Origin of the sequence: Catellatospora sp. NPDC049609 (assembly GCF_040675365.1) — a bacterium.
Taxonomy (GTDB): domain Bacteria; phylum Actinomycetota; class Actinomycetes; order Mycobacteriales; family Micromonosporaceae; genus Catellatospora.
Genome location: NZ_JBFAOU010000067.1, coordinates 27,178 through 39,268, shown reverse-complemented (window position 1 = coordinate 39,268; position 12,091 = coordinate 27,178). Strand labels below are relative to the sequence as shown.

Annotated in this window: 11 protein-coding genes; 6 read left to right on the top strand and 5 right to left on the bottom strand. The window is 71.6% G+C overall.

Annotated elements, in window-relative coordinates; translation table 11 throughout:
* The 6 genes from AB0J67_RS20150 to secG form a co-directional block, all read left to right on the top strand.
* Nucleotides 1-219 (top strand): hypothetical protein (locus AB0J67_RS20150; RefSeq protein ID WP_363484685.1); only part of this gene is annotated, 219 nt, incomplete at its 5' end.
* Nucleotides 220-426: 207 nt separating this feature from the next.
* Nucleotides 427-1,431, top strand: a complete 1,005-nt coding sequence (gene gap, locus AB0J67_RS20145; RefSeq protein ID WP_363484682.1) for a type I glyceraldehyde-3-phosphate dehydrogenase — start codon at nt 427-429, stop codon at nt 1,429-1,431.
* Nucleotides 1,431-2,627, top strand: a complete 1,197-nt coding sequence (locus tag AB0J67_RS20140; RefSeq protein ID WP_363484679.1) for a phosphoglycerate kinase — start codon at nt 1,431-1,433, stop codon at nt 2,625-2,627. The genes gap and AB0J67_RS20140 overlap by 1 nt, the downstream gene beginning before the upstream one ends.
* Nucleotides 2,627-3,406: a triose-phosphate isomerase gene (tpiA, locus tag AB0J67_RS20135; protein ID WP_363484676.1), complete on the top strand. Its 780-nt coding sequence runs from the start codon at nt 2,627-2,629 to the stop codon at nt 3,404-3,406. The genes AB0J67_RS20140 and tpiA overlap by 1 nt, the downstream gene beginning before the upstream one ends.
* A gap of 280 nt (nt 3,407-3,686) precedes the next feature.
* The gene (locus AB0J67_RS20130; RefSeq protein WP_363484673.1) at nt 3,687-5,498 is read left to right on the top strand and encodes an ABC transporter substrate-binding protein; all 1,812 of its coding nucleotides are present in this window, start codon (nt 3,687-3,689) and stop codon (nt 5,496-5,498) included.
* Nucleotides 5,499-5,574: 76 nt separating this feature from the next.
* Nucleotides 5,575-5,841 (top strand): preprotein translocase subunit SecG, encoded by a 267-nt coding sequence (gene secG / locus AB0J67_RS20125; RefSeq protein WP_363484670.1) that lies wholly within the window; start codon nt 5,575-5,577, stop codon nt 5,839-5,841.
* Nucleotides 5,842-5,921: 80 nt separating this feature from the next.
* Here secG and pgl read toward each other — a convergent pair whose 3' ends face one another.
* From pgl to tal, 5 genes are all read right to left on the bottom strand, one after another.
* Nucleotides 5,922-6,689, bottom strand: a complete 768-nt coding sequence (gene pgl / locus AB0J67_RS20120; RefSeq protein WP_363484667.1) for a 6-phosphogluconolactonase — start codon at nt 6,687-6,689, stop codon at nt 5,922-5,924.
* The gene (locus tag AB0J67_RS20115) at nt 6,686-7,687 is read right to left on the bottom strand and encodes a glucose-6-phosphate dehydrogenase assembly protein OpcA (RefSeq protein ID WP_363484664.1); all 1,002 of its coding nucleotides are present in this window, start codon (nt 7,685-7,687) and stop codon (nt 6,686-6,688) included. The genes pgl and AB0J67_RS20115 overlap by 4 nt, the downstream gene beginning before the upstream one ends.
* Nucleotides 7,688-7,721: 34 nt before the next feature.
* Entirely contained in the window at nt 7,722-9,257 is a 1,536-nt protein-coding gene (zwf, locus tag AB0J67_RS20110) for a glucose-6-phosphate dehydrogenase (RefSeq protein ID WP_363484703.1), read from the bottom strand.
* A gap of 2 nt (nt 9,258-9,259) precedes the next feature.
* A complete protein-coding gene (locus tag AB0J67_RS20105) occupies nt 9,260-10,894 on the bottom strand; it encodes a glucose-6-phosphate isomerase (protein ID WP_363484700.1) in 1,635 nt (544 codons plus the stop codon).
* Nucleotides 10,895-10,973: 79 nt separating this feature from the next.
* Nucleotides 10,974-12,089 (bottom strand): transaldolase, encoded by a 1,116-nt coding sequence (tal, locus tag AB0J67_RS20100; protein ID WP_363484661.1) that lies wholly within the window; start codon nt 12,087-12,089, stop codon nt 10,974-10,976.
* Between the last annotated feature and the right edge of the window lie 2 nt (nt 12,090-12,091).

Here is a 12,091-nt window from a genome sequence, read left to right as displayed (position 1 = left end):
GCCTCGGGCACGTCCTCCAGCCAGCTGCCGATGCGCGAGCGTGCGGCGAACACCGCGTCCAGCGGCTCGGTCACACGAGACGGCAACGATCGCAGGCGTCAAGATCGCGTCGATCTTGCGCGGACTGTGGGTACGACACGCCCCCATCGGGCAAAAGGGCAACAGTTCGCGCAAGATCGACGCGATCTTGACGCCTGCGATCGTTGCCGTCTCGTGTGACAGGGGACACGGGCGTGAAACAAAGACCCCGGCGGGGATGTCCGTCACAGCTCAGCTAGGGTCGGAACCGTACGGCGACGCTGCCGGCGGCTCGGCCGCGATGCCGTTGCCAGGTGGGCTGGCGGCGTGACCGGGCGAGTGACCTATCGGCCGCCGCACTTGGCGTAAAAGCCGCCAGTCGGCGCACATGGCGAGGAGATGGGACCTGTGACCATCCGGGTTGGCATCAACGGCTTCGGCCGTATCGGGCGTAACTTCTACCGGGCGCTGCTGGCGTCCGGCGCGGACATCGAGCTGGTGGCCGTGAACGACCTGACCGACAACGCGACCCTGGCGCACCTGCTCAAGTACGACTCGATCCTGGGCCGCCTGCCCTACGAGGTGAAGGCGACCGAGACCGAGCTGACGGTCAACGGCAAGTCGTTCAAGGCGTTCGCCGAGCGGGACCCGGGCAAGCTGCCGTGGGGTGACCTGGGCGCCGACATCGTGATCGAGTCGACGGGTCTGTTCACCGACGCGTCCAAGGCGAAGGTGCACGCGGACAACGGCGCGAAGAAGGTCATCATCTCGGCTCCGGCCAAGGGTGAGGACATCACCGTCGTGCTCGGCGTGAACGGCGACAAGTACGACGCCGCCAAGCACACGATCATCTCGAACGCCTCCTGCACCACGAACTGCCTCGCCCCCATGGCGAAGGTCCTCAACGACGCGATCGGGATCGAGAAGGGTCTGATGACCACGATCCACGCGTACACCCAGGACCAGAACCTGCAGGACGGCCCGCACAAGGACCTGCGTCGCGCCCGCGCCGCGGCCCTGAACATCGTGCCGACCTCGACCGGCGCCGCCAAGGCGATCGGCCTGGTGCTGCCGGAGCTCAAGGGCAAGCTGGACGGCTTCGCGCTGCGCGTGCCGATCCCGACCGGCTCGGCCACCGACCTGACCTTCACCGCCGCCCGCGAGACGTCGGTCGAGGAGGTCAACGCCGCGATCAAGGCCGCGGCCGAGGGCCCGCTCAAGGGCATCCTGGTGTACACCGAGGACGAGATCGTGTCCTCGGACATCGTGACCGACCCGGCCTCCTGCATCTTCGACGCCGGCCTGACCAAGGTCATCGGCAACCAGGTGAAGGTCGTCGGCTGGTACGACAATGAGTGGGGCTACTCGAACCGCCTGGTGGACCTCACCAAGCTCGTGGGTGCCTCGCTGTAATGCGCAGCCTCGACGAACTGCTCGCCGAGGGCGTCTCGGGTCGGCGCGTGCTGGTGCGCGCCGACCTGAACGTGCCCTTCGTCAAGGACAGCCCCGGGACGATCGCCGACGACGGCCGGATCCGGGCGGTGCTGCCGACCATCACGGCGCTGCGCGACGCGGGCGCCTCGGTGATCGTCATGTCGCACCTGGGCCGCCCGAAGGGCGCGCCCGACCCGAAGTTCACGCTGGCCCCGGTGGCCACCCGCTTCGCCGAGCTGCTCGGCTCGGCGGTGACGTTCGCGGCCGACACCGTGGGCGAGTCGGCGCAGCGCGCCGTCGCGGCGCTGACCGGCGGCGACGTGGTGCTGCTGGAGAACCTGCGCTTCAACGCGGGCGAGACCAGCAAGGACGACGCCGTGCGCGGCGCGTTCGCCGACCAGCTCGCCGCGTTCGCGGACGTGTACGTCGACGACGCGTTCGGCGCGGTGCACCGCAAGCACGCCAGCGTCTACGACGTGCCCGCCCGGCTGCCGCACTACGCGGGCGGCCTGGTGCTGCGCGAGGTCGAGGTGCTCAAGCGCCTCACCGAGTCCCCCGCCACGCCGTACGTCGTGGTGCTGGGCGGCTCGAAGGTCTCCGACAAGCTCGCGGTGATCGAGGCCCTGCTCGGCAAGGCCGACAAGCTGCTCATCGGCGGCGGCATGTGCTTCACCTTCCTCAAGGCCCAGGGCCACGAGGTGGGCGCCTCGCTGCTGCAGGAGGAGATGCTCGACACCTGCCGTGACCTGCTCGCGCGGGCCGGCGACCGGATCGTGCTGCCCACCGACGTGGTGGTGGCCGACAAGTTCGCCGCCGACGCGCAGACCGACACCGTCGCCGCGACGGCGATCCCGGCCGACTGGCTCGGCCTGGACATCGGCCCGGAGTCGGTGGCGCTGTTCGCCGACGCGCTCGGCGGCGCGAAGACGGTGTTCTGGAACGGCCCGATGGGCGTGTTCGAGCTGGCCCCGTTCGCGGGCGGCACCCGGGGCGTGGCCGAGGCCATCACCAAGGTGGACGGCTTCACCGTGGTCGGCGGCGGCGACTCCGCCGCGGCGGTGCGCGCGCTCGGCCTCGACGACGCCGCGTTCGGTCACATCTCCACGGGCGGCGGCGCCTCCCTGGAGTACCTCGAGGGCAAGAAGCTGCCCGGTCTCGAAGCCCTGGAGAAGTGATGGCAGAGGTCAAGCGCCGGCCGCTGATGGCCGGCAACTGGAAGATGAACCTCAACCACCTCGAGGCCATCGCGCTCGTGCAGAAGCTGGCGTTCAGCCTGACCGAGAAGCAGCTCGAGGCCGTCGAGGTGGCGGTGCTCCCGCCGTTCACCGACATCCGCAGCGTGCAGACGCTGGTGGACGGCGACCGGCTGCTCATCAAGTACGGCGCGCAGGACCTGTCCGCGCACGCCTCCGGCGCGTACACCGGTGAGATCGCAGGCAGCATGCTGGCGAAGCTGGGCTGCTCGTTCGTGACGGTCGGCCACTCCGAGCGCCGGCAGTACCACGCCGAGAGCGACGCGCTGGTCAACGCGAAGGTGAAGGCGGCGCTGGCCAACGACATCACGCCGATCCTGTGCGTGGGCGAGGGCCTGGACATCCGCGAGAAGGGCGAGCACGTCGAGTACACGCTCGCGCAGCTCGACGGCGGGCTGGCCGGGCTGTCGGCGGCCGAGGTCGGCAAGGTCGTGGTGGCGTACGAGCCGGTCTGGGCGATCGGCACCGGCAAGACCGCCACGCCCGAGGACGCCCAGGAGGTCATCGGCGCGATCCGCGGGCAGCTGGCCAAGACCCAGGGCGAGGACGTCGCGCAGGCCGCGCGCATCCTCTACGGCGGTTCGGTGAAGGCGGGCAACGTGGCCGCGATCATGGCGCAGCCCGATGTGGACGGCGCCCTCGTGGGCGGCGCCAGCCTGGACGCCGAAGAGTTCACCCGGCTCTGCCGCCTCGGCGTCTGAGCAGGTAGACACCGCGGCGCAGGCCGCACCCGAAGCTCCGCCCGCACTGCTCCGGCAGCGCGGGCGGAGCTTTCGGCATAACGGTCCGGACACGCTTAGTGATCTCTCGGATGCCCGCAGTCCCGCTTTGTTGCGATCCGGCTCCCGGCTGCCGCGGCGGCCGTGGGAGTGCCTAGAGTGTGCGCGAGACGGGGCGACTTTGATGTTGCACCGGCCCACCCCCCAGACCACCCCTTGAGATCCTTGGCGGGCCACCCCCACGCCCGCTGGGAGGACGACGATGCCGAACCCCTCGCTCAATGAACGTGGCTCGTCGAGGCGCGCCGCCACCCACGTGGCGCGCCAGGCGACTGCGCACGTTCGTCGCCTGCGCCGGCTGACCGCGGCCGCGGTGGCGGTCCTGGCGCTCGGTGCCGCCTCGGCCTGCGACTCGGCGGCCGACGCGAACGACACCGTCTCGTCCGGCGGCACCCTGCGCGTCGTGCTGCCCGGGCTGCCGGAGCACCTCGACCCGCAGCGCATCGCGGCCGCGATGGACGCCAACATCAGCCGCCTGCTGTCGCGCACGCTGACGACGTACAAGGCCGAGCCCGGCGCGGCCAGCAGTGAGCTGGTGCCCGACCTCGCCACCGACCTCGGCCGCCCGACCGAGAACAACACGGTCTGGGAGTTCAAGCTGCGCGAGGGCGTGAAGTGGGAGGACGGCGCGGCCGTCAACTGCCAGCAGCTCAAGTACGGCGTGGAGCGCAACTTCGCCGCCCTGTTCGACTCGGGCCTGCCCTACGCCGAGCTGATGCTGGCCGACAACACCCCGCACTACGAGGGCCCGTACAGCGGCAAGGAGCTGGAGTCGGTCAGCTGCGAGGACGCGTACACCATCAAGTTCCGGCTGAAGCAGCCCGCGGGCGACTTCAACTACACGGTGGCGCTGCCGATCTTCTCCCCGGCCAAGCCCGGTGCCGACGGTGACAAGGACGCCTACGACCTGCGTCCGCTGTCCAACGGGCCGTACCGGGTGGAGCCGCGCAAGAAGGACGACAACACCTTCACGCTGGTCCGCAACGAGCACTGGTCGGGCACCCTGGACGCGGTGCGCAAGGCGCACCCGGACAAGATCGTGTTCCAGGTGAACGCGAACGACCCGGCCGTGACCAACGCGCTGATCCAGGACCAGGGCGCCGACCGCAACACCCTGATGCTGCAGACCAACGTGGCGCCGAACTTCCTGCAGCAGGTGATCAACGACCCGAAGCTGTCGCAGCGGGTGGCCACCGGCCCGTCCGGCGCGGTGCGCTACTTCGCCATCAACACCACGCTGATCAAGAACCTGGACTGCCGCAAGGCGCTGGCGTACGCGTTCAACAAGCGCAAGTACCGCCAGGCCATGGGCGGTTCGATCATCGGTGACCTGGCGACCTCGATGATCCCGCCGGGTCTGGCCGCGCACGCCAAGTTCGACCACTACGACACGCTGCTCGACGGCGACGGCAACGAGGACAAGGCGCTCGCCCTGATCGACAAGGCGAAGGCCGAGGGCGTGACCTGCCCCGAGACCATCTCCGTGGCGCTGCCCGACAACGACACGATCGCCCGGTACGTCAAGACCATGGTCGACGCGTACGTCCGCATCGGCGTGAAGGTCAACCTCAAGCGCTACCCCGCGGGCGAGTACTGGGGCCGGATCGCCGACGTCGGCCACGGCAACCACCTGGTGTACGCGGGCTGGATCCCGGACTGGGCCAACGGCTCGGCGGTCATCCCGCCGCTGTTCGACGGCGCGCTGGTCAAGCCGACGGGCGAGCAGAGCGGGTCGAACTACTCGTTCCTGGTCGATGCCGAGATCAACAAGGCGATCGCCGACGCGATGGCCGAGCCGAACGCGGGGCGGCAGTACAAGCTCTGGGGCGAGCTGGACAGCAAGCTCTCCGAGATGGCCGTCACGATCCCGGTGCTCTACCCGAACTCGATCCGGATGTACGGCTCCAACGTCGCCGGGGCGTTCATCCACTCGCAGTTCGGAGCGCCGGATCTGGCCTCGCTGGGGCTCAAGGATCCCTCGATTCCGGTGGATGTGACCTCCTCGGGCTCCTAGCCGGTCGAGTCGCCCGCTATTGTTGACCGACACCCGCGGCCGCGCGAGCGGCCACCGAACCTAAGGACATCTGCTCATGCCGATCGGCTTCGCCTACACGTTGATCGTGTTGCTGATCATCACCAGCGGTCTGCTGACGCTGCTGGTCCTGCTGCACCGGGGCAAGGGCGGCGGCCTGTCCAGCATGTTCGGCGGCGGCGTCTCGTCGAGCCTGGCCGGATCGTCGGTGGCGGAGAAGAACCTCGACCGCTACACCGTCCTGGTGGGTATCGTCTGGTTCGCCTGCATTGTCGGACTCGGCCTCTGGCTGAAGCTCGAGATGGCCGCCGGCAACGTCAGCTGACGGGCCCCGGTTCCTCGAACATCAAAAGCTCGGCCCGTGCTGTTCCCACAGCACGGGCCGAGCTTTGACGTTCTGACAGGTCAGCGCAGCGCGCGCGAGCTCAGCGGCACCTGCGCCGCCGCGGCCCGGTCCAGCAGCCAGACGGTGCGCGAGACGCCGCGCGCCCCGGCCGCGGGCAGCTGCACCGGCCCCGCCCCCGACAGCGCCATGCCCACCGCGCCCGCCTTGTCCGGGCCGGCCGCGATCAGCCACACCTCCTCGGCGGTGTTGATCGCCGGGAGGGTGAGCGTGGTCCGGACCGGCGGCGGCTTCGGGCTGCCCCGCACCGCGCTGACCGGGCGCGTCTCGTACGCCACCGGATGCTCGGGGAACACCGACGCCACGTGCCCGTCCTCACCCACCCCGAGCAGCAGCACGTCGAAGTGCGGCAGCGCGGCCGAGCCGGGCGCGGACCGGGCCAGCTCCGCCGCGTAGCGGGCGGCGGCCAGCTCGGGATCTGCGCCGTCGGGCCCGTCCGAGGGTGGCATCGGGTGCACCCGGGCCGGATCGAGCGGCAGCGCGTCCAGCAGGGCCTCGCGCGCCTGCGTCTCGTTGCGGTCCGGGTCGCCGGCGGGCAGGAACCGCTCGTCGCCCCACCACAGGTCGACCCGGGACCAGTCGACCGCGTCCCGGGCCGGGTTGGCCAGCACCGCCCGGTACACGGCGGCCGCGACCCGGCCGCCGGTCAGCACGATGTCGGCGGAGCCGCGCTCGGCCTGGGCGTCGAGCAGCCGCACGATCAGCCGCGCCGCCACCGCCTCGGCCAGCAGCCGCGAATCCGCGTGCACGACGACAGACGACTCGCTCATGCGGCGGCCATCTCCCACGCCGGGTCCTGCCAGATGTGGGTACGCACGCCCACGCGCTCGCCCAGCCCGGCCGAGCCGGTCGCGGCGGCCAGGGCCGCGGCGTACGGCTGGTCGGCGTCGAGCCGCTGCAGCTCCTCGGCCAGCACCTCGCCGAGGCGCCGCTCGACCAGCGGCAGCACCTGGTCGTGGGTGGAGCCGCTCTTGCGCAGCAGCGCCATCCCGTCCCCGGTGGCGTGCAGGCTCAGGCTGCCGCCGTCGGCCAGCCGGAACTCGACGCCCGACAGCGTGCCCTGGGGCGAGTCGGCCTGCTCCACCGGGATGCCCGTGCGCGCGATGATCCAGCCGCGCAGCAGGGCGCCCAGCGGGTCGGCGGGGGAGGCGTACACCTTCGCCGCGACCGCGCCGGAGTCGGCGGTGTCGAACGCGCCCGCGATCAGCGAGCGCCAGCCGGTCAGGCGGGTCCAGGACAGGTCGGTGTCGCCGGGGGCGTAGTCCACCGCGCGCTGCCGCAGCGCCGCGGCGGGGTCGGGGCACTGCGCGATGTCGGTGACCCGGCGCTCGGCGACCACGCCCAGCGGGTCGTACGCGATGTGCTCCGGCGGGCAGCCGTGCCACCAGGTGACCACCGGGACGTCCGGGGCCAGCAGCGGCATGACCACCGACTCGCTGTGCAGCGCGAGCCGGCCGTGCATGCGCATGATGACCGCCTCGCACGGGCCGAGCCGGCCGCCGACCACGATCTCGGCGTCGAGCCGGTCCTTGGCGTTCGCCGTCGCCGCGTCCACCCCGGCCACCGGGCCGCGGCTGACCACGAGCAGGCGGCAGGGGTGCGACGCGGCGGCGATGGTGGCCGCGTCCTCGACCTGCCGGACCCGGCCCTCGTCCACGATGACGACCAGGTTGAGCGCGAGACCGCTGGCGACGCCGCCCGCGTTGCGCCGCTCCGAGGCGAGCTTGCGCACCACCTCGTTACCGGTGGTGTCCCACAGGGCTAGCATTCCGTCCCACTTCCGCAGAGAGTCTTCGGCGCGCTCATGCCCGCCGCCAGGAGCGGCCCTCGCGGGCCAGCATCTCGTCGGCCTCGCGCGGACCCCACTCGCCCGCCCGGTAGGTGGCGGGCTTGGTGCCCGTCCAGGCGTCCTCCAGCGGGTCGATGATGCGCCAGCCCTCCTCGACCTCGGCCGCGTCCGGGAACAGCGTCCGGTCGCCGAGCAGCACGTCGAGGATGAGCCGCTCGTACGCCTCCGGGCTGGACTCGGTGAAGGCCTCGCCGTACGCGAAGTCCATGGTGATGTCGCGCAGCTCCATCTGGGTGCCGGGCACCTTCGAGCCGAACTTGAGCATCACGCCCTCGTCCGGCTGCACCCGGATCACCAGCTGGTTGTTGCCTAGCAGCTCCACGTCCTCCGGGTAGAAGGGCAGGTGCGGTGCCTTCTTGAAGAGCACCGCGACCTCGGTCACCCGGCGCGGCAAGCGCTTGCCCGCGCGGATGTAGAACGGCACGCCCGCCCAGCGGCGGTTCTGGATGGTCAGCCGCACCGCCGCGTACGTCTCGGTGGTGGAGTCCGCGGGGACGTCGGCCTCCTCCAGGTAGCCGGGCACCCGGGCGCCGGCCACCCAGCCTTTGAGGTACTGCCCGCGCACGGTCTCGGCCGCCACGTCCTTCGGCGGCACGGTGGCCCGCAGCACCTTGAGCTTCTCGGCGCGGATCTCCGACGCGTCGAACGTGGTGGGCTCCTCCATGGCGACCAGCGCGAGCAGCTGCATCAGGTGGTTCTGCAGCACGTCGCGGGCCGCGCCGGTGGCGTCGTAGAAGCCGGCCCGGGTGCCGATGCCGACGTCCTCGGCCATGGTGATCTGCACCGAGTCGACGTACTTGGAGTTCCACAGGGGCTCGAACAGCGAGTTGGCGAAGCGCAGCGCCAGGATGTTCTGGACCGTCTCCTTGCCCAGGTAGTGGTCGATGCGGAAGACGTCCTCGGCGGTGACCACGTCGTCGACGAGGTCGTTGAGGGCCTTGGCCGAGGCCAGGTCCTCGCCGAACGGCTTCTCCACCACGACCCGCCGCCAGCCGCCGGACTTGGCGTTGTCCGCCATGCCGGTCCGCTCCAGCTGCTTGAGCACGGTCGGGAACGCCGCCGGCGGGATGGACAGGTAGAACGCGGCGTTGCCCTGGATGCCGTGGGTGTCGCGCAGCTCGTTCAGGCACTGCGACAGCCGGTCGAAGGCGGCGTCGTCGTCGAACGCGCCGCCCACGAACCGGATGTTGCCGGCCAGCCGGGCCCAGACCTCCTCGCGCCACGGGGTGCGCGCGTGCTCCATGGCCGCGGTGCGGGCCACGCTCTCGAAGTCGCCGTCGCCCCAGTCGCGCCGGGCGAACCCGGCGATGACGAAGCCGGGCGGCAGCAGGCCCCGGTTGGCCAGGTCGTACACCGCCGGGATGAGCTTCTTGCGGGCGAGGTCACCGGTGACCCCGAAGATGACGAGCGCGCATGGCTCCGGGATCCGCGGCAGGCGGCGGTCCTGGGGGTCCCGCAGCGGGTTGGTCCGCTGCGGGTCGGACGACACGGTCACGTGACGTCACCTTCCTCGTCGGGCGCCAGGCGCGCGGCCGCTTCCAGCAGCTGGGCGATGCCCTTGGCACGGTCGGTCAGGTGCAGGTGCAGCAGCGGGCGCGCGCGCCCGGCCAGCGCCTGCCGGTCGCCGCCGGCCTGTGCCGCCTGCAGCTGCCCGAAGGTGTACGGCTTGCCGGGCACCGGCAGATCCTCGGCCGCCTCGCCGGTGATCTGCAGGAACGCGCCGACCTGCGGGCCGCCCTTGTGGTACTGGCCGGTCGAGTGCAGGAAGCGCGGGCCCCAGCCGAAGGTGACCGGGCGGCCGCTCGCCGCCGCCAGCAGCTCGCGCAGCTTGGCGGTGTCGGCGTCGGCGAACCGGTCCAGGTACGCCATGATCGCGAGGTAGCCGTGCTCGCCGGCCGCCGCCACCAGGCCGCGCAGCGCATCCTCCAGCGAGGCCGCGTCGCCGTACCCGACCACGTCGCCCTCGGTGAACGACGGCTCCGCCACCGGCAGGCCGCCGTCCAGGATCTTCGCGGTGTTCTGCTTGGACTCGGTCACGTTGGGCTGGTCGAACGGGTCGATGCCGAGCACCCGCCCGGCCACCGCGGTCGCCGCCTCCCAGCACAGGAACTGCGCGCCCAGCGCCCCGTTGACCGAGACGTGCGGGACGACCCCGCTGCCGGGCACCGCGCCCACGCCGAGCGCGCCGCCGACCGTGGCGGTGAGCACGTCCGGGCCGGTCGCCCCGGCGCTGACGGGGGTCTCCACCACGACCGGCAGGATGCCCCTGCCCTCCTTGCCGGTGGACTCGGCAATGAGCTGCTCGGCCCAGTCGCCCAGGCCGGTGATGCCGCTGCCGTCGTCCACCAGCGCGATCTTGTCGCGGCCGTTGCGGGCTGCCGCGCCCATCGCCGCGCCCAGCAGGAACGCCGGGTTGTCGACGTCGGCGGTCAGCGTCGCCGCGAACTCCTCGGCCTGGTCCAGCAGCTCGGCCACGTCCACCCCGGCCAGCGCCGTCGGGACCAGGCCGAACGCGGTCAGCGCCGAGTAGCGCCCGCCCACGTCGGAGTCGGCCAGGATGACGAACGCGCCCATCTCGCGGGCGGTCGCCTCCAGCGGCGAGCCGGGGTCGGTGACGATGACGAACCGGCGTCCCGCCTCGGCCGGGGCCAGCCCGGCGTCGAGGAAGGCCTGCCAGTACGCCCGGCGGTGGCTGTCGGTCTCGATGGTGCCGCCGGACTTGCTGGACACCACCACCACGGTGCGGTCCAGCCGGTCGCGCAGCGCCGCGGCCACCTGGCCGGGGTCGGTGGTGTCCAGCACCGTCAGCCGCTTGCCGACGGTGAGCGAGATCACCTCAGGGGCCAGCGAGGAGCCGCCCATGCCGGCCAGCACCACGTGGTCCAGGTCGCCCAGCTCCTCGTGCAGCTCGGCAAGCTGCGGCAGCAGCGCCCGGCTGCGCTGGAAGGTGTCCACCCAGCCCAGCCGGATCGCCGCCTCGGACTCGGCGGCCGGACCCCACAGCGTCGGGTCCTTGGCGGCCAGCCTGGCCGGCACGCCGTCGGTCAGCAGCTCGGCGAGCACCGGCTCCGCCGCGGCGGCGACCTCGGGGGAGACCCGTACGGTCAGCCCCCCGCCCACAGACATCTCCTCCGTCACGCCTTCTCCTCGCTGCGCTCGTCGGCGGCGTGACGGCACGACGACATGGTTCGCTCGCGCTGCTCGCTCACGCCTGCTCCAGTTTCTGCTGTACGCCCTCGAGCAGCTCTTTCCAGCTGGCGTCGAACTTCGCCACGCCGTCGCGCTCCAGGAACTCGACGACGTCGTCGTAGTCGACGCCGACCTCGCGCAGCGCGTCGAGGGTCATCTGGGCCGACTGCAGGCCGCCGGTGACGGTGTCGCCGGGCACCTTGCCGTGGTCGGCGAAGGCCTTCATGGTCTTCTCCGGCATGGTGTTGACCGTGTTCGGCGCGATGAGCTGCTCGACGTAGAGCGTGTCCGGGTACGCCTCGTTCTTGGTGCCGGTGGAGGCCCACAGCGGCCGCTGCGGGCGGGCTCCGGCGGCCTTGAGCGCGGCCCAGCGCTGGCCGTTCACGACCTCCAGGTGCGCGCCGTACGCCAGGCGGGCGTTGGCCACGGCGGCCTGCCCGCGCAGCGCCAGCGCGTCCGGGGCGCCGATCTTCTCCAGCCGCTTGTCGATCTCGGTGTCGAAGCGCGACACGAAGAACGACGCCACCGACTCGATCTTCGACAGGTCGTGCCCGTTGGCCTTGGCCTGCTCCAGGCCGGTCAGCCAGGCGTCCATCACCGCGCGGTAGCGCTCCAGCGAGAAGATCAGCGTGACGTTGACGCTGATGCCCTCGGCCAGCGCCGCGGTGATCGCGGGCAGGCCGGCCAGGGTGGCCGGGATCTTGATGAACAGGTTGGGCCGGTCGACCAGCCACCACAGCTGCCTGGCCTCGGCGATGGTCGGCTCGGTCTGGTCGGCCAGCCGCGGGTCGACCTCGATGGACACCCGGCCGTCCACGCCGTCGCTGGCGTCGAAGACCGGGCGCATCACGTCGCACGCCCAGCGGATGTCGTACGTGGTGAGCATGCGCACCGCCTCGTCGACCGAGACGCCGCGCACCTTCAGGTCGTGCAGCTGCACGTCGTAGTCGTCGCTGCCGCCCAGCGCCCCGGCGAAGATCGTCGGGTTGCTGGTCACGCCGACCACGTGCGACTCGTCACGCAGCTTCGTCAGCGCCGTGTGGGAGCCGCCCTCGGTCAGCCGCTCCCGGGAGATGTCGTCGAGCCATACCGCCACGCCCGCGGCGGAGAGCTCGCCCAGTGGATCAGTCATGT

What these genes read in the sequence shown, in the direction of transcription:
- AB0J67_RS20140 (WP_363484679.1), top strand. Translation starts at nt 1,431, where the DNA reads ATGCGCAGCCTCGACGAACTGCTCGCCGAGGGCGTCTCGGGTCGGCGC.
- tpiA (WP_363484676.1), top strand. Translation starts at nt 2,627, where the DNA reads ATGGCAGAGGTCAAGCGCCGGCCGCTGATGGCCGGCAACTGGAAGATG.
- AB0J67_RS20130 (WP_363484673.1), top strand. Translation starts at nt 3,687, where the DNA reads ATGCCGAACCCCTCGCTCAATGAACGTGGCTCGTCGAGGCGCGCCGCC.
- secG (WP_363484670.1), top strand. Translation starts at nt 5,575, where the DNA reads ATGCCGATCGGCTTCGCCTACACGTTGATCGTGTTGCTGATCATCACC.
- pgl (WP_363484667.1), bottom strand. Translation starts at nt 6,689, where the DNA reads ATGAGCGAGTCGTCTGTCGTCGTGCACGCGGATTCGCGGCTGCTGGCC.
- AB0J67_RS20115 (WP_363484664.1), bottom strand. Translation starts at nt 7,687, where the DNA reads ATGCTAGCCCTGTGGGACACCACCGGTAACGAGGTGGTGCGCAAGCTC.
- AB0J67_RS20105 (WP_363484700.1), bottom strand. Translation starts at nt 10,894, where the DNA reads ATGTCTGTGGGCGGGGGGCTGACCGTACGGGTCTCCCCCGAGGTCGCC.
- tal (WP_363484661.1), bottom strand. Translation starts at nt 12,089, where the DNA reads ATGACTGATCCACTGGGCGAGCTCTCCGCCGCGGGCGTGGCGGTATGG.